At 71.0% G+C, this 23,486-nt stretch carries 24 protein-coding genes; 12 read left to right on the top strand and 12 right to left on the bottom strand.

All coding sequences use genetic code 11. The features are described from left to right. Positions 1-71 precede the first annotated feature (71 nt). Positions 72-1,280 (top strand): phosphoserine phosphatase SerB, encoded by a 1,209-nt coding sequence (serB, locus tag AB0Q90_RS09550; protein ID WP_363164760.1) that lies wholly within the window; start codon positions 72-74, stop codon positions 1,278-1,280. A gap of 565 nt (positions 1,281-1,845) precedes the next feature. On the opposite strand, the gene AB0Q90_RS09545 is transcribed toward serB, so the two are convergent. From AB0Q90_RS09545 to AB0Q90_RS09530, 4 genes are all read right to left on the bottom strand, one after another. Beyond that, complete coding sequence (locus AB0Q90_RS09545; protein ID WP_363164761.1) at positions 1,846-2,364, bottom strand: histidine phosphatase family protein; 519 nt, start codon at positions 2,362-2,364, stop codon at positions 1,846-1,848. Between the two features lie 65 nt (positions 2,365-2,429). Then, on the bottom strand, positions 2,430-2,636 hold the full coding sequence (locus AB0Q90_RS09540) for a hypothetical protein (RefSeq protein WP_363164762.1): 207 nt from the start codon (positions 2,634-2,636) through the stop codon (positions 2,430-2,432). Between the two features lie 180 nt (positions 2,637-2,816). Further along, positions 2,817-2,936, bottom strand: a complete 120-nt coding sequence (locus AB0Q90_RS09535; RefSeq protein WP_284048361.1) for an SGM_5486 family transporter-associated protein — start codon at positions 2,934-2,936, stop codon at positions 2,817-2,819. Positions 2,937-3,033: 97 nt separating this feature from the next. Then, the gene (locus tag AB0Q90_RS09530; RefSeq protein WP_363164763.1) at positions 3,034-4,299 is read right to left on the bottom strand and encodes a CynX/NimT family MFS transporter; all 1,266 of its coding nucleotides are present in this window, start codon (positions 4,297-4,299) and stop codon (positions 3,034-3,036) included. A gap of 82 nt (positions 4,300-4,381) precedes the next feature. Between AB0Q90_RS09530 and AB0Q90_RS09525 the strand changes: the two genes are divergently transcribed. Continuing rightward, positions 4,382-5,071, top strand: coding sequence for a FadR/GntR family transcriptional regulator (locus AB0Q90_RS09525; RefSeq protein ID WP_363164764.1), 690 nt, complete (start codon positions 4,382-4,384; stop codon positions 5,069-5,071). Here AB0Q90_RS09525 and AB0Q90_RS09520 read toward each other — a convergent pair. The 3 genes from AB0Q90_RS09520 to fabG form a co-directional block, all read right to left on the bottom strand. Beyond that, positions 5,052-5,390, bottom strand: a complete 339-nt coding sequence (locus tag AB0Q90_RS09520; protein ID WP_363164765.1) for a hypothetical protein — start codon at positions 5,388-5,390, stop codon at positions 5,052-5,054. The genes AB0Q90_RS09525 and AB0Q90_RS09520 overlap by 20 nt on opposite strands. A 149-nt stretch (positions 5,391-5,539) precedes the next feature. Further along, on the bottom strand, positions 5,540-6,307 hold the full coding sequence (gene fabI / locus AB0Q90_RS09515; RefSeq protein WP_363164766.1) for an enoyl-ACP reductase FabI: 768 nt from the start codon (positions 6,305-6,307) through the stop codon (positions 5,540-5,542). Between the two features lie 5 nt (positions 6,308-6,312). Next, a complete protein-coding gene (gene fabG / locus AB0Q90_RS09510; protein WP_363164767.1) occupies positions 6,313-7,017 on the bottom strand; it encodes a 3-oxoacyl-[acyl-carrier-protein] reductase in 705 nt (234 codons plus the stop codon). Between the two features lie 244 nt (positions 7,018-7,261). On the opposite strand from fabG, the gene AB0Q90_RS09505 reads away from it, so the two are divergent. From AB0Q90_RS09505 to tyrS, 3 genes are read left to right on the top strand one after another with little or no spacing between them, the layout of a single operon-like run. After that, positions 7,262-8,785, top strand: coding sequence for a TldD/PmbA family protein (locus AB0Q90_RS09505; RefSeq protein WP_363164768.1), 1,524 nt, complete (start codon positions 7,262-7,264; stop codon positions 8,783-8,785). Beyond that, positions 8,782-10,176, top strand: a complete 1,395-nt coding sequence (locus AB0Q90_RS09500; protein ID WP_363164769.1) for a metallopeptidase TldD-related protein — start codon at positions 8,782-8,784, stop codon at positions 10,174-10,176. Before AB0Q90_RS09505 ends, AB0Q90_RS09500 begins: the two co-directional genes overlap by 4 nt. A 43-nt stretch (positions 10,177-10,219) precedes the next feature. Then, positions 10,220-11,488, top strand: a complete 1,269-nt coding sequence (gene tyrS / locus AB0Q90_RS09495; protein WP_363164770.1) for a tyrosine--tRNA ligase — start codon at positions 10,220-10,222, stop codon at positions 11,486-11,488. A 58-nt stretch (positions 11,489-11,546) separates the two neighbouring features. Here the strand turns inward: tyrS and AB0Q90_RS09490 are convergent, their stop codons facing one another. Continuing rightward, positions 11,547-11,825 carry a GlsB/YeaQ/YmgE family stress response membrane protein gene (locus tag AB0Q90_RS09490; protein WP_363164771.1) on the bottom strand — a complete coding sequence of 93 codons (279 nt, stop codon included), beginning with the start codon at positions 11,823-11,825 and terminating at the stop codon, positions 11,547-11,549. A 245-nt stretch (positions 11,826-12,070) separates the two neighbouring features. Here AB0Q90_RS09490 and AB0Q90_RS09485 point away from each other — a divergent pair, with 245 nt between their 5' ends. Both AB0Q90_RS09485 and AB0Q90_RS09480 read left to right on the top strand, forming a co-directional pair. Further along, a complete protein-coding gene (locus AB0Q90_RS09485; RefSeq protein WP_363164772.1) occupies positions 12,071-12,466 on the top strand; it encodes a DUF3099 domain-containing protein in 396 nt (131 codons plus the stop codon). Between the two features lie 223 nt (positions 12,467-12,689). Beyond that, positions 12,690-12,908, top strand: a complete 219-nt coding sequence (locus tag AB0Q90_RS09480; protein WP_363164773.1) for a hypothetical protein — start codon at positions 12,690-12,692, stop codon at positions 12,906-12,908. Here the strand turns inward: AB0Q90_RS09480 and moaA are convergent. The 3 genes from moaA to AB0Q90_RS09465 all read right to left on the bottom strand — a co-directional run bounded on the left by moaA (position 12,905) and on the right by AB0Q90_RS09465 (position 16,016). Next, positions 12,905-13,894, bottom strand: coding sequence for a GTP 3',8-cyclase MoaA (gene moaA, locus AB0Q90_RS09475; protein ID WP_363164774.1), 990 nt, complete (start codon positions 13,892-13,894; stop codon positions 12,905-12,907). The two genes, AB0Q90_RS09480 and moaA, sit on opposite strands and share 4 nt — an antisense overlap. A gap of 146 nt (positions 13,895-14,040) precedes the next feature. Beyond that, positions 14,041-15,663: a cation acetate symporter gene (locus AB0Q90_RS09470; RefSeq protein ID WP_363164775.1), complete on the bottom strand. Its 1,623-nt coding sequence runs from the start codon at positions 15,661-15,663 to the stop codon at positions 14,041-14,043. Next, the gene (locus AB0Q90_RS09465; RefSeq protein ID WP_363164776.1) at positions 15,660-16,016 is read right to left on the bottom strand and encodes a DUF485 domain-containing protein; all 357 of its coding nucleotides are present in this window, start codon (positions 16,014-16,016) and stop codon (positions 15,660-15,662) included. Before AB0Q90_RS09465 ends, AB0Q90_RS09470 begins: the two co-directional genes overlap by 4 nt. Positions 16,017-16,348: 332 nt before the next feature. Here AB0Q90_RS09465 and AB0Q90_RS09460 point away from each other — a divergent pair, with 332 nt between their 5' ends. The 5 genes from AB0Q90_RS09460 (at position 16,349) to AB0Q90_RS09440 (ending at position 22,412) form a co-directional block, all read left to right on the top strand. Continuing rightward, positions 16,349-17,878, top strand: coding sequence for a S8 family serine peptidase (locus AB0Q90_RS09460; protein WP_363164777.1), 1,530 nt, complete (start codon positions 16,349-16,351; stop codon positions 17,876-17,878). A 25-nt stretch (positions 17,879-17,903) separates the two neighbouring features. Further along, the gene (locus AB0Q90_RS09455) at positions 17,904-19,412 is read left to right on the top strand and encodes a S8 family serine peptidase (protein ID WP_363164778.1); all 1,509 of its coding nucleotides are present in this window, start codon (positions 17,904-17,906) and stop codon (positions 19,410-19,412) included. A gap of 79 nt (positions 19,413-19,491) precedes the next feature. Beyond that, a complete protein-coding gene (locus AB0Q90_RS09450) occupies positions 19,492-20,007 on the top strand; it encodes a hypothetical protein (RefSeq protein WP_363164779.1) in 516 nt (171 codons plus the stop codon). Positions 20,008-20,014: 7 nt separating this feature from the next. Beyond that, the gene (locus AB0Q90_RS09445; protein WP_363164780.1) at positions 20,015-21,310 is read left to right on the top strand and encodes a CoA transferase; all 1,296 of its coding nucleotides are present in this window, start codon (positions 20,015-20,017) and stop codon (positions 21,308-21,310) included. Between the two features lie 100 nt (positions 21,311-21,410). After that, entirely contained in the window at positions 21,411-22,412 is a 1,002-nt protein-coding gene (locus tag AB0Q90_RS09440) for a CopD family protein (protein WP_363164781.1), read from the top strand. A gap of 20 nt (positions 22,413-22,432) precedes the next feature. On the opposite strand, the gene AB0Q90_RS09435 is transcribed toward AB0Q90_RS09440, so the two are convergent. Continuing rightward, positions 22,433-23,476 carry a zinc-dependent alcohol dehydrogenase family protein gene (locus AB0Q90_RS09435; protein WP_363164782.1) on the bottom strand — a complete coding sequence of 348 codons (1,044 nt, stop codon included), beginning with the start codon at positions 23,474-23,476 and terminating at the stop codon, positions 22,433-22,435. Positions 23,477-23,486 lie beyond the last annotated feature (10 nt).

Raw genomic sequence — 23,486 nt, 5'->3', positions numbered from 1 at the left:
CCAGTGTTCCCTGTCCGCTAGGCGGACCACCGGGGCGGAAGGCACTGGGTGCCGGATACGGTGGAACCATCATGAGCGCTTCGCAGACCTCTGACGTCCCGACCCTTCTCGTCAAGATCTTCGGGAAGGACAGGCCTGGCATCACGGCCGGACTCTTCGACACCCTCGCCGCCTTCTCCGTCGACGTGGTCGACATCGAGCAGGTCGTGACCCGTGGCCGGATCGTGCTGTGCGCGCTCGTGACCGAGCCGGCGCGCGGGCTGGAGGGCGAGCTGCGGGCGACCGTCCACAGCTGGGCGGAGTCCATGAAGATGCAGGCCGAGATCATCTCCGGCCTCGGCGACAACCGTCCGCGCGGTCTGGGCCGGTCCCTGGTCACCGTGCTCGGCCACCCGCTCACCGCGGAGGCGACCTCCGCGATCGCCTCGAAGATCACCAAGGCCGGCGGCAACATCGACCGTATCTTCCGGCTCGCCAAGTACCCGGTCACGGCAGTGGAGTTCGCGGTCTCCGGCGTGGAGACGGAGCCGCTGCGCACCGCCCTGGTGACGGACGCGGCGAAGCTCGGTGTCGACGTCGCGGTCGTCGCGGCCGGGCTGCACCGGCGGGCCCAGCGGCTGGTCGTGATGGATGTGGACTCCACACTCATCCAGGACGAGGTGATCGAGCTCTTCGCCGCGCACGCCGGGTGCGAGGACGAGGTCGCCGAGGTGACGGCGGCGGCGATGCGCGGGGAGCTGGACTTCGAGCAGTCGCTGCACGCGCGCGTGGCGCTGCTGAAGGGGCTGGACGCCTCCGTCGTGGACAAGGTACGCAGCGAGGTGCGGCTGACGCCGGGCGCGCGCACGCTGGTGCGTACGCTGAAGCGGCTCGGCTACCAAGTCGGCGTCGTCTCGGGTGGGTTCACCCAGGTCACCGACGATCTGCAGGAGCGGCTCGGGCTGGACTTCGCCCAGGCCAACACCCTGGAGATCATCGACGGGAAGCTGACGGGCAAGGTCACCGGCGAGATCGTGGACCGGGCGGGCAAGGCGCGGCTGCTGCGCCGGTTCGCCGCCGAGGCGGGCGTACCGCTGGCGCAGACGGTGGCGATCGGCGACGGCGCCAACGACCTGGACATGCTGAACGCGGCCGGACTCGGCGTCGCGTTCAACGCCAAGCCGGTCGTGCGGGAGGCCGCACACACCGCGGTGAACGTGCCCTTCCTCGACACGGTCCTCTATCTGCTGGGCGTCACCCGCGAAGAGGTCGAGGCCGCGGACATGCACGACGAGGACTGAGGGCCGGGGCCCGTACGACGAGGGCTCAGGGCCGGGGCCCGCACGACGAGGACTGAGGGCCGAGGCCCGCACGACAAGGGCTCAGGACCGAGGCCCGCACGAAGGAAGAGGCCGGCCCAGGGCCCGCACGACGCGGGCTGACGGCCGGAGCCTGCACGACGAAGGCAGCGGGCCGAAGCCCGGCCTGCGGGTTGCCCTGTGAGTGGGGTTGCGGCGCTGTCCCGCGGGCCGAGCCGTGGACCGCACCTGTCGTTCGGGGCGCGGGCGGCCCGAGCTGTGGGCCGAGGCGCACGGCCCGACCTGTGGGCCAGGGCGCGCGCCTGCCCCGCGGCTCAGATCACGTGCTTGCAGCGCGGCCCAAATCGCGACCGGTGAGCCGGTCGCGTGCCCGCCCCGCAGCCAGCCCGAATCGCCACCCCGCCCCGCAGCCACCCCGCCCCGCGAGTCAGATCACCACGCGCGGCCATGCACCGTATGGACCACCCCGGTCGCCCCAAGCCACCCCCGAGCCAAGAGGCCCGTTGCCAGGACGGCGACGGGCCTCTCTCGTTCGGGTCGGGTCGGGTCAGTCCGACGGTGCCCAGTAGTCGCGCAGGCTTGCCACGCCGGGTTCCAGGGTCTTCCAGGAGCCGGTGAAGGTCAGGACGGCGAAGGCGGCGGCCGGGAAGCCGCGGCGGGTCATCCGCTCGCGGGCGCCGTCCTCGGCCGAGCCGGAGAGGACCTCGGCGAGGCCCTGGACACCGGGGTTGTGGCCGATCAGAACGGCGTTCTGCACGTCGTCGGGGGTCTCGTTGAGCACGGCGATCAGCTCGCCGGGAGAGGCCTCGTAGATCCGCTCCTCGTAGACGGTTTTCGGCCGGTGCTCGAACTCGTGGACGGCGAGCTTCCAGGTCTCACGGGTCCGGGTCGCGGTCGAGCACAGTGCCAGGTCGAAGGGGACACCGGTGTCGGCGAGCTTGCGTCCGGCGACGGCTGCGTCCATGCGGCCCCGCTCAGCGAGCGGCCGCTCGTGGTCGGTCACCTGTGGCCAGTCGGCTTTCGCATGCCGGAAGAGGACAATCCTGCGGGGTTCTGCGACGCTCATGCGTCCCAGCTTCGCATGAAACACGCCATGGGGCGCAGGGAGTTGACGGGCAGCTCCACAGGTGTTCAGCGGCCCAGCAGCTGCTGGACGCGCTCGAAGAGCTGGGCGAACGCGGGGTCGGCCGTCGCGGCGTGCGCCTCGGCCGGGTTGAGTATCAGGGCCAGCAGCGCGACGAAGGCGAGCGCGGGCAGGGCGAGGGCCCACCAGGGCAGCCTGATGTCGACGCCGCCCCGGGACGCCGGGCGGGGCGGGGTGTGCGTAGGGGCCGACATGGGTGCCTCCGCGGGTCTTCGAGTGGGCCGTTTTCCTGCTCCGTGGTCCGCGTCTCGCGGTCACATCTCGAAGCTACGGAATCCGCGGCCCTCAACCCATCCGGTGATCCACCCAGTTGACCCTGACACTCGCCCCCTAGGGGATGGTGGTGCTAGCCCCACCACGGCCCCGAGGCACGGTCACGGCGAGGCGATCGTCGCGATGACGGCGATGATCACGAAGATGGCGAGGAACGAGCCGAAGACGAGCAGCATCTTCTTCTGGCCGTTCTGCGGGTTCGGGTCGAGCACTGGCGACATACGGCAAGTCTCGCACCCGCCGCACCGGCCCGGCCCGCCGGGGTACGGCTGCCCGGCCCGCCGGGGTAGGGCTCGCCCGCGAGGCCGCGGGCGGCGCTCAGCGGGCCGCCTCCTCCTCGACCGTGCGGTTGCGCCCGGCCAGGAAGCCGACGGCCATCTGCGGGAGCATCAGGCCGGTCATGAGCGCGATCGGCAGGCCCCAGCCGCCGCTGTGCTGGTAGAGCACGCCCACCAGGAGCGGGCCGGGGATGGAGATCAGATAGCCGGTGCTCTGCGCGAAGGCCGACAGCTGGGCGACGCCCGCGCCGGTCCTGGCCCGCATCCCGACCATCGTGAGGGCCAGCGGGAAGGCGCAGTTGGAGACGCCGAGCAGCACGGCCCAGGCCCAGGCGCCGCCGGCGGGCGCAAAGTACAGGCCCGCGTAGCCCGCGAGGCCGCAGACGCCGAGCGTCAGCACGATGGGGCCCTGGTGCGGCAGCCGGGTGGCCACGCGCGGGATGACGAAGGCCAGCGGCACGCCCATCACCATCGTCACGGCGAGCAGCAGCCCGGCCGTGGACGCGGGCACGCCCGCGTCGCGGAAGATCTGCGCCATCCAGCCCATCGTGATGTAGGCGGCGGTCGCCTGGAGCCCGAAGAAGACGGCGAGCGCCCAGGCGGTGCGGCTGCGGGTGATGCGCAGGGCGGGCGGTTCCTCGCGCGCGGGTGCCGGTTCGGCCGACCCCGCCCCCCGGTCCCGTACGAGCGGAATCCACGGCAGTACGGCCGCCGCGGCCAGGGCCGCCCACACGGCGAGCCCGGTCTGCCAGTTCCCGCCGAGCAGGTCCGTCATCGGCACGGTGACGGCCGCCGCGGTCGACGTGCCGAGGGCGAGGGCCATGGAGTACAGGCCGGTCATCGAGCCCACCCGGTCGGGGAACCAGCGCTTGACGATGACCGGCATCAGGACGTTGCTGACCGCGATGCCCATCAGCGCGAGGGCGCTGGCGGCCAGGAAGGCCGGCGTGCTGCCCGCGTACGGGCGGATCAGCAGCCCGGCCGTGATCGCGACCATGCCCGCGCAGACCACGGCGGACGGTCCGAAGCGGCGCGCCAGCCGGGGTGCCGTGACGCCGAAGACGGCGAAGCAGAGCGGGGGCACGGAGGTGAGCAGCCCGGCCATGCTGCCGCTCATGCCGAGGCCGTCGCGCACCTCTTCGAGGAGGGCACCGAGGCTGGTGATGGCGGGACGGAGGTTGAGGGCGGACAGCACGATGCCGAGGACGACCAGACGCACGGCCCACGCGCGCGTGGGTGCGGGTCCGCTTGCGGCCGAACTGCTGACGGTCGGGGACGTCGTCGTCCGGGTTTCCTCGCTCACCATGGGCACCATCATAGAATCATGGGATGATTGGTTGTCCATCCCCTGGCGCCCTACGGCCGCCCGTCCCGTGCGAAGGTGTGCCATGCCCCTGAGCCACCCGCGCCGCTCTGCGCTGTCCGAGCAGGTCATCGCCGCGCTGCGGAACCAGATCACCTCGGGCGAGTGGCCGGTCGGCTCGCGCATCCCCACCGAGCCCGAGCTGGTCGAGCAGCTGGGCGTGGCCCGCAACACGGTCCGTGAGGCCGTCCGCGCCCTGGCGCACAACGGCCTGCTGGACATCCGCCAGGGCTCCGGCACCTACGTCGTGGCGACCAGTGAGCTGGCCGGGGTGATGCACCGTCGCTTCGCCGACGCCGACCCCCGGCACATCGCCGAGCTGCGTTCCGCACTGGAGTCGGCCGCCGCGAAGCTGGCCGCCGAGCGGCGCACCGAGAAGGACCTCAAGCAGCTGGACGCGCTGCTGGTGCGGCGCGAGGAGGCCTGGGCGTCGGGTGACGCGGAGCGGTTCGTGGCGGCGGACGCCACCTTCCACCTGGCGGTGGTCGCCGCGTCCCACAACGACGCGATGACGGCGATGTACGCGGACCTGGGCGAGGTGCTGCGGGACTGGCTGCGCGAGGACGTCGGCGAGGAGCTGACCCCGGAGACGTACATGGACCACACGCGGCTGGTCGACGCGATCCGGGCGGGCGACTCGGCAGCGGCGGCCGAGGAGGCGGCCGGTTATCCGTTCCAGTGCCGTCCCGGGCGGTTCACGCCTTCTGGTGGCTGACCCACACCGAGCGGACTTCCTTCCAACAGCGGCCGGTGAGCCGTACGGTCGCGGCCGGCCCGGTGTCGACCGGGGAGCTGTCGGTGTCGAGGTCCCACCAGCGGTCGCACTCGATGTGCAGCCGTACGCGGTCGACGTCGGCGTGGGGGTTGTGGCAGTAGGCGATCACATGGGAGCCCTGGACGTTCGTGCGGCACTCCGCTCCGAACGGCTCGGCTTCGTGTGCCTCCCCGCGCGCGTGCGGGGTCGCCTCGTACGGCAGGGTCAGCACGAGGGCGACGGCGACGGTCGCTGGGGCGAGGCTGCGGGGCAGACGCACAAGGGGACCTCCTCGGCCGTGCTGGGGAGGGAACGGCGCGATGAACGCCTAGTCCAGAGTGCGCAGTTGTCGGCCGCCCCTGCCCGGCCGAGTGGGCCGAACGGGTGAGGGCCCGCGTCCCGAAGGACACGGGCCCTCACCGGGGGATGTCAGGCGCCGATGGCGTGCAGACCGCCGTCGACGTGGATGATCTCGCCCGTGGTCTTCGGGAACCAGTCGCTCAGCAGGGCGACGATGCCGCGGCCGGCCGGCTCCGGGTCCTTCAGGTCCCACTCCAGCGGGGAGCGGGAGTCCCACACGGAGGCCAGGTCGCTGAAGCCCGGGATGGACTTGGCGGCCATGGAGCCGATCGGGCCCGCGGAGATCAGGTTGCAGCGGATGTTCTGCTTGCCCAGGTCACGGGCCATGTAACGGCTGGTGGCCTCCAGGGCGGCCTTGGCCGGGCCCATCCAGTCGTACTGCGGCCACGCGTACTGCGCGTCGAAGGTCAGGCCGACGACCGAGCCGCCGTTCTGCATCAGCGGCAGGCAGGCCATGGTGAGCGACTTCAGGGAGTACGCCGAGACGTGCATGGCCGTGGCCACCGACTCGAACGGCGTGTTGAGGAAGTTGCCGCCGAGCGCGTCCTGCGGCGCGAAGCCGATGGAGTGCACGACGCCGTCGAGGCCGCCGAGCTCCTCGCCGACGACGTCGGCCAGCCGCCCGAGGTGCTCCTCGTTGGTCACGTCCAGCTCGATGACCTTGGTGGGCTTGGGGAGCTTCCGGGCGATGCGCTCGGTCAGCGTGGGCCGCGGGAACGCGGTGAGGATGATCTCGGCGCCCTGCTCCTGGGCCAGCTTGGCGGCGTGGAAGGCGATGGAGGACTCCATCAGCACACCGGTGATCAGGACGCGCTTGCCCTCAAGAATTCCGCTCATGGTGATCAGTGACCCATTCCCAGTCCGCCGTCAACGGGAATGACGGCTCCAGTGATGTACGAGGCGTCGTCCGAGGCGAGGAACCGCACCGTCGCGGCGATCTCCTCCGGCTGCGCGTATCGGCCGAGCGGGACCTGCGACACGATGTTCGCGCGCTGCTCGTCGGTGAGCGCCTTGGTCATGTCGGTGTCGACGAAGCCGGGCGCGACGACGTTGAAGGTGATGTTGCGCGAGCCCAGCTCACGGGCGAGGGAACGCGCGAAGCCGACCAGGGCGGCCTTGGAGGCGGCGTAGTTCGCCTGCCCCGCGGAGCCGAGCAGCCCGACGACGGAGGAGATGAGGACGACACGGCCCTTCTTGGCGCGCAGCATGCCGCGGTTGGCACGCTTGACGACACGGAAGGCGCCGGTGAGGTTGGTGTCGATGACCGAGGTGAAGTCCTCCTCGGACATACGCATCAGGAGCTGGTCCTTGGTGACACCCGCGTTGGCGATCAGCACCTCGACCGGGCCGTGCTCGGCCTCGATCTCCTTGTAGGCCTGCTCCACCTGCTCGGGGTCGGTGATGTCGCACTTGACGGCGAGGAAGCCGGCCGGCGGCTCTCCCGAGCGGTACGTGATCGCGACCTTGTCGCCGGCGTCGGCAAACGCACGGGCGATGGCGAGGCCAATGCCCCGGTTGCCTCCGGTGACGAGAACCGAGCGGCTCAACGGATCACCCTTTCGATAGCGGTCTCTGACACCCGCCCGAACACCTGGATGACAGGCGGCTTCCTCGAAAACCTATCGGTCCCGGGGCGTCCGCGGACAATCGAGCACCGACAGTGGCTCGGGGTCGTCCCTGTCGGGTCCCTACAGAACTCGCCCGCGGTCCGGCCGCAAACGTGTGGTCCGCGCCCCGCCGACCGCGACATGATCGGAGCGACCACGGTTACGGCGACAGGAAGAGACCCAGGTGCCTCATACCATCGACGAGTCCTTCACGGCACTCCCCCTACGCGCCCTCGCGGACGCCGCTCTCGCACGCGCGCGTGCGCTCGGCGCGGAGCATGCCGACTTCCGGTTCGAGCGGGTGCGCAGCGCGTCCTGGCGGCTGCGGGACGCCAAGCCCTCCGGGTCGTCGGACACCACCGACCTCGGGTACGCGGTGCGTGTGGTGCACGGCGGCACCTGGGGATTCGCCTCCGGCGTGGATCTGAGCATGGACGCCGCCGCCAAGGTGGCGAGCCAGGCCGTGGCGATGGCGAAGCTGTCCGCGCAGGTCATCAAGGCCGCCGGGTCGGACGAGCGGGTCGAGCTGGCCGACGAGGCGGTGCACGCCGACAAGACGTGGATCTCGTCGTACGAGATCGATCCGTTCACCGTGCCCGACGAGGAGAAGTCGGGGCTGCTCGCCGAGTGGAGCACGCGGCTGCTGGCAGCGGACGGAGTGAACCACGTCGACGCCTCGCTGCTGACCGTGCACGAGAACAAGTTCTACGCCGACACCGCCGGGACCGTGACCACGCAGCAGCGGGTGCGGCTGCACCCGTCACTGACCGCGGTGTCGGTCGACGAGTCCAGCGGCGAGTTCGACTCGATGCGGACCCTCGCGCCGCCCGTCGGACGCGGCTGGGAGTACCTGACGGGCACCGGCTGGGACTGGGACGGCGAGCTCGCGCGGATCCCCGAGCTGCTCGCCGAGAAGATGCGCGCGCCGAGCGTCGAGGCGGGCGTGTACGACCTCGTCGTCGACCCGTCCAACCTGTGGCTGACCATCCACGAGTCCATCGGCCACGCCACCGAGCTGGACCGCGCGCTCGGCTACGAGGCCGCCTACGCCGGCACCTCCTTCGCCACCTTCGACCAGCTGGGCAAGCTGCGGTACGGCTCCGAGCTGATGAACGTCACCGGTGACCGCACCGCCGAGCACGGCCTGGCGACCGTCGGCTACGACGACGAGGGCGTCGCGGGCCAGTCCTGGGACCTGGTCAAGGACGGCACGCTCGTCGGCTACCAGCTCGACCGGCGCATCGCGAAGCTGACCGGTTTCGAGCGGTCCAACGGCTGCGCGTTCGCCGACTCCCCCGGGCACGTGCCCGTGCAGCGCATGGCCAATGTCTCGTTGCGGCCGGATCCGGCCGGGATGTCGACCGAGGACCTGATCGGCGGGGTCGACCGCGGGATCTACGTCGTCGGGGACCGGTCCTGGTCCATCGACATGCAGCGCTACAACTTCCAGTTCACCGGGCAGCGGTTCTTCAGGATCGAGAACGGGCGGATCACCGGCCAGCTGCGGGACGTCGCCTACCAGGCCACGACCACCGACTTCTGGGGCTCCATGGCGGCCGTGGGCGGCCCGCAGACCTATGTCCTGGGCGGCGCCTTCAACTGTGGCAAGGCCCAGCCGGGCCAGGTGGCCGCGGTGTCGCACGGCTGCCCGTCCGCCCTCTTCAGGGGAGTCAACATTCTGAACACCACGCAGGAGGCCGGTCGATGAGCGCCCGTACCAACAAGCCGCACGAGATCGTCGAGCGCGCCCTGGAGCTGTCCCGCGCGGACGGCTGTGTCGTCATCGCCGACGAGCACTCCACCGCCAACCTCCGCTGGGCAGGCAACGCCCTGACCACCAACGGCGTCACGCGCGGGCGCACGCTCACGGTCGTCGCCACCGTCGACGGCAAGGAGGGCACGGCCTCCGGCGTCGTGTCGCGCTCCGCGGTGACCGCGGACGAGCTGGAGCCCCTGGTGCGGGCCGCGGAGGCCGCCGCGCGCGGAGCCGCGCCCGCCGAGGACGCCCGGCCGCTGGTCACCGGCGTACCGGCGTCGCCGGACTTCACGGACGCGCCGGCCGAGACCTCGTCCGCGGTGTTCGCCGACTTCGCGCCGGCGCTGGGCGAGTCGTTCGCACGCGCGCGTGCGGGCGGACGCGAGCTGTACGGCTTCGCCAACCATGAGCTGGTCTCGTCCTATGTGGGGACGTCGACGGGCCTGCGTCTGCGGCACGACCAGCCCAACGGCACGCTGGAGCTGAACGCCAAGTCCCCGGACCGTACGCGCTCGGCGTGGGCGGGCACTTCCACGCGCGACTTCAAGGACGTCGACCCGGCGGCGCTGGACGCGGAGCTGGCCGTACGGCTGGGCTGGGCCGCGCGGAAGGTGGCGCTGCCCGCGGGCCGGTACGAGACGCTGCTGCCGCCGACCGCCGTCGCGGACCTGCTGATCTACCAGATGTGGTCGGCGTCGGGCCGGGACGCGGTCGAGGGCCGGACGGTGTTCTCCAAGCCGGGCGGCGGCACCCGGGTCGGTGAGAAGCTGACCGATCTGCCGCTGACCCTGCGCAGCGACCCGAACGAGCCGGGCCTGGAGGCCGCGCCCTTCGTGCTGGCGCACTCCTCCGGCGGTGACTCGTCGGTCTTCGACAACGGTCTGCCGCTCGCCGCCACCGAGTGGATCAGCGAGGGCGAGGTGCGGCACCTGCTGACCAGCCGGCACACCGCGGAGCTGACCGGGCTGCCGGTGGCGCCCGGCATCGACAACCTGATCCTGGACGGCGGCGAGGACCGCTCCCTGGAGGAGATGGTCGCCGACACCGAGCGCGGGCTGCTGCTGACCTGCCTGTGGTACATCCGCGAGGTCGACCCGGCGACGCTGCTGCTCACCGGCCTGACCCGGGACGGCGTCTATCTCGTCGAGAACGGCGAGGTCACGGGCGAGGTGAACAACTTCCGGTTCAACGAGTCGCCGGTTGACCTGCTGGGCCGGGCCACCGAGGCCGGGCGCACGGAAAAGACGCTGCCCCGGGAGTGGAGCGACTGGTTCACTAGGGCTGCGATGCCGGCCCTGAGGGTGCCGGACTTCAATATGAGCTCTGTCAGTCAGGGCGTATAACCTCGTACCTGAATACGAGCCCTCCGAAGGAGATACGAGAACCGTGACGGACATCGTCGACGAGCTGAAGTGGCGCGGGCTGTGGGCCCTGTCCACTGACGAGGACGCTTTGCGCAAGGCGCTCGCGGACGGTCCCGTCACGTTCTATTGCGGTTTCGACCCGACCGCGGCCAGCCTGCACGTCGGTCACCTGGTGCAGGTCCTCACGATGCGCCGGCTCCAGCAGGCGGGCCTGCGTCCGCTGGCCCTGGTCGGCGGGGCCACCGGCCAGATCGGCGACCCGCGCCCGACGGCCGAGCGCACGCTGAACGACCCGGAGACGGTCGCGAACTGGGTGACCCGGCTGCGCGCGCAGATCGAGCCGTACCTGTCCTTCGAGGGCGACAACGCCGCGGTCATGGTCAACAACCTGGACTGGACGGCCGGCATGTCGGCCATCGAGTTCCTGCGGGACATCGGCAAGCACTTCCGCGTCAACAAGATGCTGACCAAGGACTCCGTCGCCCGGCGCCTGGAGTCCCAGGAGGGCATCAGCTACACGGAGTTCAGCTACCAGCTGCTCCAGGGCATGGACTTCCTTGAGCTGTACCGCCGCTACGGCTGCACGCTCCAGCAGGGCGGCAGCGACCAGTGGGGCAACCTCACGGCGGGCCTGGACCTGATCCACAAGCTGGAGCCCCATGCTTCGGTGCACTGTCTGGCGACGCCGCTGATGGTCAAGGCCGACGGCACCAAGTTCGGCAAGACCGAGGGCGGCGCCGTCTGGCTCGACCCCGAGATGACGACGCCGTACGCGTTCTACCAGTTCTGGCTGAACGTGGACGACCGGGACATCTCGACGTACATGCGCATCCTGTCCTTCCGGTCCCGCGCGGAGCTGGAGGAGCTGGAGAAGCAGACGGAGGAGCGGCCGCAGGCCCGTGCGGCGCAGCGGGCGCTGGCCGAGGAGCTGACGACGCTGGTGCACGGCGCCGACCAGACGGCCGCCGTGATCGCCGCGAGCCGGGCCCTCTTCGGGCAGGGCGAGCTGGCGGAGCTGGACGAGCGGACGCTGACCGCGGCGCTCTCCGAGGTGCCGCACATCCAGGTCGCCGAGCTGGTTGCGGCGGTCGACCTGTTCGCCGAGGTCGGGCTGGTGGCGAGCAAGTCCGCGGCGCGGCGGACGGTGAAGGAGGGCGGCGCCTACGTGAACAACGTGAAGGTCGCCACCGAGGACGCCGTCCCGGCCAAGGAGGACCTGCTCCACGGGCGCTGGCTGGTGCTGCGCCGGGGCAAGAAGAACCTGGCCGCGGTCGAGGTCACCGGCGCCTAGGCGCGCCGAAGGGGGCGGCTCTCCACAGGGAGGGCCGCCCCCTTCGTCGTACGCACTGTCAGGTGCTCTGCTTCTTCTTGCCCAGTGTCGCCATGTACAGCATGTCGCCGACGGCCACGACGATGATCGCGGCGATGAGCTGGAACGCGTGCCGGCTCCAGTCGATCCCGGCGGTCGACTCGACTCCTGCCGCCCGGGCGATGGAGTTGCCGACGATGGCGCCGATCATGCCGAAGATGGTGGTCAGCCAGAGCGGGCTGTGCTGCTTGCCCGGGAGGATCGCCTTGGCGATGAGGCCCAGCACGAATCCGACGATGATCGCCCACAACCAGCCCATGGCTGCCTCCTTGTACGGCTCGACGTGAGCACTAGGGTCAGTCTCGGCGCGCCCCGGGTACGCCGCATGTCGGGTGCGGCCGTACTGGGGACGGCGCAGGCCGGTCACCCGCGCGGAAGGTGCCCCGGTCTCGTAGGCGACGCAGGCCAGGCGTAACGTGGAGGGTGTCCGGGCCCGGTCCCCCGAGCGGGGGCGGTCCGGGTGCGGGCAGGGGAGAGTCCGATGCGGGCGGATGGTGGAATGTGATGCGGAAGCAGCACGGAGGCGGTAACGCCCAGGTATTCCGGATCACCGGAGCCCGGGCGGGACTCCACGACGATGTGCGCGGGCGGCAGCGCCGGTACGTCATTTCGATGTCGATCCGCACGCTGTCGGTGATTCTCGCGGCGACGCTGTGGAACGTCGAACGGCACGTCGCCGTAGTGGCCTTGGTACTCGGCCTGGTGCTGCCGTACATCGCGGTGGTGATCGCCAACGCCGGGCGGGAGAACGCGCCGTCGCTGCCGTCGACGTTCGTGACCACGCCGACGCCTCCGATGCTCCCGCCGCGGGCGGAGGAACCCTTCCCGGAACCCGTCCCGGAAGATGCCGCGACCGACCCCGGACGGGGTTCGGACGGGAAGTCGCGGGAGCATATGTGAGCTCGGCGGATGCCGGGCAAACGGATTCCACCTCCGCACCAAGCTCAAGAAAAGCTCAGATCAATAGTGTTGTTCCGGTGCCGGGCGGCGGGTGACCCATGACATACTTCGTAGGCGCTCCGCATCCCCCGTCGGAGCGACGGACCGACGCCGGGCAGCTCCCCCCGTGGCTGCTCGGCGTCGCCTTGTTTTGACCTCTGCGGACCTCTGCGAGACGAACCCCGTGACTGACGAGACACCTATCTGTTCCGCCAAGGGCTGCCGCGCCGACGCGGTGTGGGTGCTTGCCTGGAACAACCCCAAGATCCATACGCCGGAACGGCGCAAGACGTGGCTCGCGTGCGAGGAGCATCGGGAGCATCTGTCCCAGTTCCTGGGGGTTCGGGGGTTCCTGAAGGACGTGGTGAAGTTCGAGGACTGGGAAGCGCCGGAAGAGGCCTAGCCGCCGATCGCCGACATCGGTCGGTCCGGCTGGACGAAACTCGGGTCGTCCAGGCCCGCGCCCGCCTTCTTGCCCCACATCGCCAGGCGCCATATGCGGGCGATCTCCTCGTCGGGGGCGCCGGAGCGCAGGGCCGCGCGCAGGTCGGTCTCCTCGGTGGCGAACAGACAGGTGCGGACCTGGCCGTCGGCCGTGAGGCGGGTGCGGTCGCAGGCCGAGCAGAACGGGCGGGTGACCGAGGCGATGACACCCACGCGGTGCGGGCCGCTGTCGACGATCCAGCGCTCGGCGGGTGCGGAGCCGCGCTTCTCGGAGCCCTCCTCGGTCAGCTCGAAGCGGGTGCGCAGGGAGGCCAGGATGTCCCCGGCGGTGATCATGCCCTCGCGCTTCCAGCCGTGCTGGGCGTCCAGCGGCATCTGCTCGATGAAGCGCAGTTCGTAGTCGTGCTCGACGGCCCAGGCCAGCAGGTCGGGCGCCTCGTCCTCGTTCAGGCCGGGCATCAGGACCGAGTTGACCTTGACCGGGGTCAGGCCCGCCTCGCGGGCCGCGTAAAGGCCCTCGATGACGTCCTTGTGGCGGTCGCGGCGGGTGAGGGTCTTGAAGACGTCCGGGCGCAGGGTGTCCAGGGAGACGTTGACCCGGTCCAGACCTGCGGCCTTCAGGGCCGTCGCGGTGCGCTTGAGGCCGATGCCGTTGGTGGTCAGCGACATCTGCGGGCGCGGTTCGAGGGCGGCGACGCGCTCCACGATGCCGACCAGGCCGGGGCGCAGCAGCGGCTCGCCGCCGGTGAAGCGGACCTCCTCGATACCGAGGGAGGTGACCGCGATGTCGATCAGGCGGACGATCTCGTCGTCGGTGAGCAGGTCGGGCTTGGCCAGCCACTGCAGGCCTTCCTCGGGCATGCAGTAGGTACAGCGCAGGTTGCACCGGTCGGTCAGTGAGACCCTCAGGTCGGTGGCAACCCGGCCGTAGGTGTCGATGAGCACGTGGGCCCCCTCCCTCGTAGCGGATCAACAGTTTTCCGACACCTGTGAGCCTACGCGAACGCACTGACAACGACAGAGCCCGATCCCACGAGGTAAGACGCGGCCGCGTCGTAGGGATCTACGACGCGGCCGCTCGGGGGGCGTGCTCAGTGGGCGCCGGTGCCGGTCAGGGACCGGACCTCCAGCTCGGCGAACTTGCCCTTGTCCGGCTCCTCCTTGGAGAGGTAGGTGCCGAGGATGCCCAGCAGGAAGCCGACCGGGATCGAGATGATGCCGGGGTTCTCCAGCGGGAACCAGTGGAAGTCGACGTCCGGGAACATCGAGGTCGGCTTGCCGGAGACGACCGGCGAGAACAGCACCAGGCCGACCGCGGTGGTCAGACCGCCGTAGATCGACCACAGCGCGCCCTGGGTGGTGAACCGCTTCCAGAAGAGGCTGTAGAGGATGGTCGGCAGGTTGGCGGAGGCGGCGACCGCGAAGGCCAGGGCGACGAGGCCGGCGACGTTCAGGTCGCGGGCCAGGGCGCCGAGCGCGATGGAGACGACGCCGATGCCGACGGTCGCCCAGCGGGCCGCGCTGACCTCCTGCTTCTCGGTGGCCTGGCCCTTCTTGATGACGTTGGCGTAGATGTCGTGGGCGAACGACGAGGACGAGGCCAGCGTCAGGCCCGCGACCACCGCGAGGATGGTGGCGAAGGCGACCGCGGAGATCGTGGCGAGCAGGATGGCGCCCCAGTTGGAGTCGACGCCGCCCAGATGGAGCGCGAGCAGTGGCGCTGCCGTATTGCCCGCCTTGTTGGAGTTGGTGATCTCCTCCGGTGTGATCAGCGCGGCGGCGCCGAAGCCGAGCGCGAGGGTCATCAGGTAGAAGGAGCCGATCAGGCCGATCGCCCAGATCACGGACTTACGGGCGGCCTTGGCCGTGGGCACCGTGTAGAAGCGGATCAGGATGTGCGGCAGACCGGCGGTGCCCAGGATCAGGGCGATGCCGAGCGAGATGAAGTCCAGCTTGCTGGTGCCGGTGGCGCCGTACTTCAGGCCGGGCTCCAGGAAGGCCGTGCCCTTGCCGCTCTGGTCGGAGGCGGCGCCGAGCAGGTCGGAGACGTTGAAGTCGAACTTCAGCAGGACCAGGAAGGTCAGCAGCAGGGCGCCGCTCATCAGCAGCACGGCCTTGACCATCTGCACCCAGGTGGTGCCCTTCATGCCGCCGATGGTGACGTACATGATCATCAGTACGCCGACCAGCGCGACGATGCCGACCTTGCCCGCGTCGCTGGAGATGCCGAGCAGCAGGGAGACCAGGACGCCCGCGCCGGCCATCTGTGCCAGCAGGTAGAAGATCGACACGACGATCGTGGAGGTACCGGCCGCGGTGCGGACCGGGCGCTGGCGCATGCGGTAGGCGAGGACGTCGCCCATCGTGTAGCGGCCGGAGTTGCGCAGTGGCTCGGCGACCAGGAGCAGGGCTACGAGCCAGGCGACCAGGAAGCCGACGGAGTACAGGAAGCCGTCGTAGCCGAACAGGGCGATGGCGCCCGCGATACCGAGGAAGGAAGCGGCGGACATGTAGTCGCCGGAGACGGCGAGGCCGTTCTGGAAGCCGGTGAACTGGCGTCCGCCCGCGTAGAAGTCGGCGGCGTCCTTGGTCTGCCGGCCCGCCCACACGGTGATGACAAGGGTCGCGACGACGAACACCGCGAACAGGCTGATGATCAGCGTGCGGTGCTCGCTCGCCGCGTCGGCCGCAAGAAACGTCTGTGTGGTGTTCACGCGCCGCCCTCCATCCGGGACTTGATCGCCTCGGCCTTGGGGTCGAGCTTGGCGGCGGCGTGCCGCGCGTACCACCAGGCGATGAGGAACGTGGTGAGGAACTGGGCGAGGCCGAGGGCCAGCGCCACATTGATGTTGCCGAACAGCTTGGTGCCCATGAAATCGCCGGCGTAGATCGACAGCAGGACGTACAGCAGGTACCAGGTGACGAAGGCGACGGTCAGCGGAAAGGCGAAGGAGCGGTAGGAGCGGCGCAGTTCACCGAACTCCGCGCTCTCCTGCACCTCGGTGAACTCCTCGGTGGTGGGGAGTTTGTACTGCTCCTTCGAGGGGGGCGGTGCGTCGGTGGCCACGGAGTCTCCTCGCGTTGCGGGCGCTGTTGCGACGGTGGACGGGGACGAAGGCGGATCGGAGTTCGGGGACGGGCTCGGTACGACGGACATGTGACGGCTCTGTTCCTCGCGGTGGTCAGGGGGCTCGATCGTGCTCGGGCCCCCTGTCCAAGGTCACGGCGCCACGCGAGGACCGGTTCAACTCGGTCTGCTTCTTTCCGAAGTCACCCCCGGTAAGTCATTGCTGGCCAGGGAGATCGGGAGATAGCTTCACCCTGCACGCCCGTCATGTACCTGCCCGAGCACTACCTGTGTCTCGGGCCGGTTTCGTTTCCGGATGATGTGGAGATCCCATGGCTCATCTGCCTTCCAGACGTCGGCTCGCGCTGGCCGTCCCCGTCGTGCTGTCGCTGACCGCCTCCCTGGGCTTCCTGCCGGCCGCCGCAACGGCCGCGCCGCTCGCGGAGTCCACCGCGCAGACGGCGGACGCGCCGAAGCTGTCGTACGTCGTCAACACGACGACGGACCACCGCACCATCGAGTCGGTGAAGAAGGCGATCGCCGCGGCCGGCGGGACCGTCGTGGTGACGTACGACAAGATCGGTGTGATCGTCGTCCACTCGACGAACCCGGACTTCGGCAAGCAGATGCGTGCGGTACGCGGGGTCCAGTCGGCGGGTGCGACGCGTACGGCGCCGCTGACCGCCGCGGGGACCACGGAGCAGGACGCGGCGCAGTTCCTCACCAAGGAGCAGGTCGCGAAGACTCAGAACGCTTCCGCCGCGGTCCCCGACAGCGAGCCCCTTGAGGCCGACCAGTGGGACCTGCGGGCGATCGGCGCCGACAAGGCCGCGAAGATCAACCCGGGCAGCAGCAAGGTGACCGTCGCGGTGATCGACACCGGCGTCGACGACACCCACCCGGACCTCACCGCGAACTTCTCCAAGTCCCAGTCGGCCAACTGCGTCGGCGGCGTCGCGGACACCAGTGAGGGCGCCTGGCGGCCGTACACCGCGGACGACTACCACGGCACGCACGTGGCCGGTGAGATCGCCGCGGCCCGCAACGGCATCGGTGTCGCGGGCGTGGCGCCCGGCGTCAAGGTCTCCTCGATCAAGGTGAGCGATCCGGACACCAGCCTCTTCTTCCCGGAGAGCGTGGTGTGCGCGTTCGTGTTCGCCGCCGACCACGGCGTCGAGATCACGAACAACAGCTACTACGTCGACCCGTGGCTGTACAACTGCATGGACGACCCCGACCAGAAGGCGATCGTCGACGCGGTCAACCGGGCCCAGCTGTACGCCCAGAAGAAGGGCCTGATCCACCTGGCCTCGGCGGGCAACTCCAACCACGACCTGGACTCGGACGCGATCGTCGACACCAGCAGCCCCGACGACACCACGCCCGTCGAGCGCACGATCGACCCGCACGAGTGCTACGACGTGCCCACGCAGCTGCCCGGAGTCGTCACGGTCAGCGCGACGGGCGTGAAGAACCTCAAGTCGTACTACTCCTCCTACGGCAACGGCGTCGTCGACGTCGCGGCGCCGGGCGGCGACCGGCTGTACCAGATACCGGACACGCCCTCGATGAACGGCCGCATCCTGTCGACCATGCCGAACGGGCAGTACGCCTTCCTGCAGGGCACCTCGATGGCCTCGCCGCACGCCGCGGGCGTGGCGGCGCTGCTGAAGTCCAAGCACCCGTGGGCGACCGGGGCCCAGATCCAGGCCATGCTCAAGGCGCAGGCGGACAACCCGGGTTGCCCCGAGTCCTACGACCAGAACGGCGACGGCACCCAGGACGCGGTGTGCGAGGGCGGCACGCGCGTGAACGGCTTCTACGGCTACGGCATCGTCAACGCGCTGCGCGCGGTGAAGTGACCGACGGACTGGAGACACTGACACCATGACAGCGCCCTACCCGCGCTATCGTCGTGCGCTGGCCGTCCCCGCCGGGATGGCCATGGCGACGGCGCTGGCGTTCCTGCCGAACGTGTCGGCGTCCGCCGCGGACGCCCCCGAGGCCCAGGCCTCCTCCCTCAGCTATGTCGTCAACGTCCAGCCGGGGCACGGTCCCTCGCCCCGGGTGGAGCGGGCCATTGCCGAGGCCGGCGGCACGATCGTGACCTCGTACGACCGGATCGGCGTGGTCGTGGTCCACTCGGCGAACCCCGACTTCGCCAAGGTCATGCGCACGGTGCCCGGCGTGGACTCGGCCGGCAACACCCGCAACGCGCCGCTGCCCGCCCAGTCGACGACCGACATGGGCACGCCGAAGGTGCTCAGCGCCGCCGACGCGGCGGCCGTCGAGGACGTCGCCGGGCAGGACCCGCTGGAGCCGCTCCAGTGGGACCTGCCCGCCATCAAGGCGGACCGGGCGCACAAGACGTCGCTGGGCAGCCGGGACGTCACCGTCGCGGTGATCGACACCGGGGTCGACGACACGCACCCCGACCTCGCGGCGAACTTCGACCGCGAGGCCTCGGTCAACTGCGTGACGGGCAAGCCGGACACCACCGAGGGCGCCTGGCGTCCCGGGGCGACGGAGAGCCCGCACGGCACGCACGTGGCCGGGGAGATCGCCGCCGCCAAGAACGGCGTCGGCATGACGGGGGTCGCGCCCGGCGTGAAGGTCTCCGGCATCAAGGTCTCCACGACCGCCGGTTACTTCTACACGGAGGCCGTGGTGTGCGGCTTCGTGTGGGCGGCCGAGCACGGCGTCGACGTGACGAACAACAGCTATTACACCGACCCGTGGTACTTCAACTGCAAGAACGACCCGGACCAGAAGGCGCTCGTCGACGCCATCACCCGGGCCTCGCGGTACGCGGAGAAGAAGGGCACGGTCAACGTCGCGGCGGCCGGCAACGAGAACTACGACCTCGCCGCCGACGAGATCACCGACCCGGTCTCCCCGAACGACGCCACGCCCACGGACCGGGTCATCGACCCGTCCGAGTGCCTCGACATCCCGACCCAGCTGCCGGGCGTCGTGACGGTGGCGTCGACCGGCGCCAAGGGCCTCAAGTCCTCGTTCTCCAACCACGGTCTGGGCGTGATCGACCTCGCCGCACCCGGCGGCGACGCGACCCGCTACCAGACCCCGGCCCCGCCGGCCACCAGCGGCCTGATCCTGGGCACGCTGCCGGGCGGCAAGTACGGCTACATGGCCGGTACGTCGATGGCGTCGCCGCATGTCGCGGGCGTCGCCGCCCTCATCAAGTCGACGCACCCGTACCTCCCGCCGACCGCGGTCAAGGCCCTGCTGTACGCGCAGGCCGACGCGACCGCGTGCACGGACCCCTACGACATCGACGGCGACGGCAAGGTCGACGCGGTGTGCGAGGGCTCGAAGAACCGGAACGGGTTCTACGGGTGGGGCATGGCGGACGCGCTGGACGCCGTGACGAAGTAGCGGCAGCGGTACGCGCGCGTGGAGGGGCCGGACGGATCCGTCGTCCGGCCCTTTCGCGTGGTGCGGGAGGATCTGCGGCATGGATGTGTACGAGGATCCCGCGACGTGGACGCCCGAACCGGTGCGGGCGCGGTGGAAGTTGGCCCTGCGGTTCGTCGGGACCGTGCTGTTCGTGCCGCTGTTCTGCGTGTTCTGGCTGGCGGCTGCCGTCGTCCTCTCGGTCGTGGACACCGTCGCAGAGGCGGTCGGAGCCACCGGCACAGGCCGCGCCTTCGCGCGCATCAGCCACCTGCCGTCCTGGTGCGTCAGCTGGCCGGAACTGCGGTACGAGGGCGACACCGCGTACTACAAGGCACGGGTCGAAAGGGTGGTCGGCGACTGGACCGCCAAGGCTTTGGCCCCGCGCAACCTCAAGAAGTACCGGCGGCTGGTCGAGTGCGAGATACCCCTGCGCGACTACCGGGGCGTCGGCGGCTGGTACGTCGCCGAGGTCGCCGTCGCCCAGGGCTGGGAGCTGCGTCCGACGGACGTGCGCAACGAGGTGCGGCTGTGGTGGTCGGCCGCCAGTCATGTTGATTCGGTCAATACTGCATAGTTCAGTCATGACTGAAATCAAGTTGGCCTGGGCCGCACAAGCACGCCTCCCCGTACGAGAGTTGGCACGCGCGTGCGTGGGTGACTGCGCGCGGGCAGCCGCCGAGCTCGGGGCGCGGCGGGCCGGGCTGCATGCGGTGCCGGAGGTGCGCGTGGACGACGGTGCCGTGGGCACGGCGTTCGTGAGTGAGCGGCATCTGTTGATCAATGGTCGCGCTCCGGTCAACTTCGCACCCCTGTCACGGTTCTGGCGGACGGCGGACGGATGGGTGCGGACGCATGCCAACTATCCGCATCACCGGGAGCGGTTGCTCAAGGTGCTGGGGCGGTCGGACTCCCTCGAAGCCGTGTTCGCCGAGCGGTCCGCCCTGGAGGTCGAGGAGGCCGTGTACGCGGCGGGCGGCCTCGCCGTGGCGCTGCGGACGCCCGAGGAGTGGGCGGCGCATCCGCAGGCGGTCGCGGTGGCCCAGCGACCGCTGGTCGAGCGCGAGCGCTTGGACACGGCACGCGCGCGCGTGCTCGCGCCGCTCGACGGAACGCCTCTGCTGCCGGCGGCGGGCGTACGCGTCCTGGACCTGACCCGCGTCATCGCGGGCCCGGTCGCCACCCGCACGCTCGCCCTGCTGGGCGCGGACGTACTGCGCGTCGACCCGCCCGGGACCCCCGAACTGCCGGACCAGCACGCGGACACGGGGTTCGGGAAGCGATCCGCGACGCTGGACCTGCGGACGGACCGGCGCACCTTCGAGGAGCTGCTGGCGGGCGCGGACGTGGTCGTCACCGGCTACCGGCCCGGCGCCCTGGACCGGTTCGGGCTCTCCCCCGAGGCGCTGGCGGAGCGTCGGCCCGGCCTGGTGGTCGCGCAGTTGTCGGCGTGGGGCGCGTACGGGCCGTGGCGCGAGCGGCGCGGCTTCGACAGCCTGGTGCAGGTGGCCACCGGGATCGCCGCCACGGAGGGATCGCGGGAGCGGCCGGGCGCGCTGCCCGCGCAGGCACTCGACCACGGAACCGGCTATCTGCTCGCGGCGGCAGTGCTGCGGGAGCTGACCGAACAGTGCGACGCCGGCGGCAGCAGGGCCGTACGGCTGGCGCTGGCGCGGACCGCGCACTGGCTGACGACCGGGATCGCGGCGAGTGACGCGAGCGGGCCGGCGTACGAGGGCCCCGAGCCCTGGCTGGCCGAGACCGACAGCGCCCTCGGCCGGCTGCGCTACGCCCTGCCGCCGGTGTCCTTCGCGGGCGGACCGGTGGACTGGGCTCGGCCGCCCGGAGTCTGCGGTGCGGATTCCGCGCGGTGGGCCTGAGTTCCGGGGCGCCCGAAAACGTACCCATGGGCGGAATGCCGTACCGCCAGTTGTTTTCCTGGACTTGCCCGGTTCTGGGGCAGTTGGTGAAGATCTTGGGGTGACCTTGATAAGACCGCCGTCCGGGACGGCCGACGCGGGCGGGCCCGTGCCGCGGCCCGGTGTCCGCCGGGCCGTCGCCGTCCTCGTCCTGGTGGCGCTCGGGGCGCTGATTCCGCTGCTCGGTCCGTCGGCCGCGCTGCACGACACCGGAGAGGCCGCCGCGCCCGGCGTCGGCGGCATCGCGCTGCTGCGGACGACGCTGTTCGCGGCGCTGTGCGTGCCGGTGGGCGAACTGTTCGTGAACCGGCTGGCCCGTGCCGTACCCGGCACTCCCCCGGCCGCGCCCCCCAGTTGGGCACCGCACGCGGCCGTCGCCGGTTTCGTCGCCGCCCTCGGGCTCGCCTCCGTCGTCTCGACCGGCAACCTGGTGCCGGACAGCCTCGCCGACCTCGACGTCGGCGGCCTGTACGAGACCCGGGACGGCAAGCTCGCGCTGCTGGAGCTCAACGCCTTCGCGGCGGCGGGCCTGTGCGCGCTCTCGCGGCGCCCCGGCACCCAGGTCTGGCCGCTGGCCGCGGTGGTCGTGGCCGAGGCGCTGCGGGCGCATCCGACGACCGAGCACAGCCCGCTCCTCGGCTCCGGGCTGACGCTCGTGCACCTGACCTGTGCGGCACTGTGGGCGGGCGGACTGCTGCACGTCCTGCGGAGTCTGCGGGGTGACGCACCGACGGGCGCTGCCCTGCTGGGCCTCTACGCGCGCGTGGCGGCCGTTCTGCTGGCCGCCATCACGGCGACGGGGGTGTGCAGTTCGCTGCGCCGCATGCCGGCGGAGACGATCCTGGAGCAGCTGACGACGACGGCGTACGGGCGGGTGCTGCTGGCCAAGGTGCTGCTCGTGGCCGCCGTCGCCGCGCTGGCCCTGTGGGCACGGTTCCGGCTGCGCCGCGCGGCGGACCCGCTGACCGCCTGCTCCCCCGCGCGCGTGGAGGTCGTCGCGCTGGGGGCGGTGGTGGCGGTGTCGGGACTGCTGACGGCGCTGCCGGTGCCGATCAGGTGGTGAGTCGGTAAGGCCTCAGGGGCTCAGACGGTGACGAGCACCTTGAGGGCCGTGCGCTGGTCCATCGCCTTGTAGCCCTCGGGCACGCCCTCCAGGCCGACGGTCAGGTCGAAGACGGGCGAGGGGTCGATACGGCCCTCCAGGACGTCCGGCAGCAGCTCCGGGATGTAGGCCCGGACCGGGGCGACGCCGCCGCGCAGCGCGATGTTCCGGTCGAACATGACACCGAGGTCGAGTCCGGTGCCGCTGCCGTGCGGGACGCCGACGAACCCGATGGCGCCGCCGTCGCGGGCGATGTTCACGGCCGTACGCATGGACTGCTCGGTGCCGACCGCCTCGACGACGCCGTGCGCGCCCTGGCCGCGGGTGAGTTCACGGACGGCCTCGACGGCGGCCTCGCCGCGCTCGGCGACGACGTCGGTGGCGCCGAAGCGGCGTGCGATGTCGGTGCGGACCTGGTGGCGGCCGAGCGCGATGATCCGCTCGGCGCCGAGCCGCTTGGCGGCCAGGACGGCGCACAGGCCGACGGCTCCGTCGCCGACGACGGCGACCGTGGCGCCCGGCCGGGCGCCCGCGCCGAGGGCGGCGTGGTGGCCGGTGCCCATGACGTCGGAGAGGGTCAGCAGCGCGGTCAGCAGCCGCTCGTCGGAGACGGCGTCCTTGGGCAGCGGGACGAGGGTGCCGTCGGCGAAAGGCACACGCACGGCCTCGCCCTGGCCGCCGTCGTAGCCGACGGAGCCCCAGAAGCCGCCGTGCTCGCAGGAGGTGGTCAGGCCCTCCCGGCAGTAGTCGCAGACGCCGTCGGACCACATGAAGGGCGCGACGACCAGGTCACCCGTGCGCACGCCGGACACCTCGGAGCCGGTCTCCTCGACGACGCCGAGGAACTCGTGCCCGATGCGTTGCCCGGGCTGCCGGGCCGCCTCGCCGCGGTACGCCCACAGGTCGCTGCCGCAGATGCAGGCGCGCAGCACCCGGACCACGGCGTCGGTGGGCAGCTGGACCACCGGATCGGGTACGTCCGCCACACGCATGTCGAACGGGGCGTGGATGGTGGTGGCGCGCATGGCGAGGATC

Origin of the sequence: Streptomyces sp. NPDC079141, assembly GCF_040686775.1 — a bacterium.
Taxonomy (GTDB): domain Bacteria; phylum Actinomycetota; class Actinomycetes; order Streptomycetales; family Streptomycetaceae; genus Streptomyces.
The sequence above is the reverse complement of the archived record's forward strand: the minus strand, read 5'-3'. Positions and strand labels throughout refer to the sequence as shown.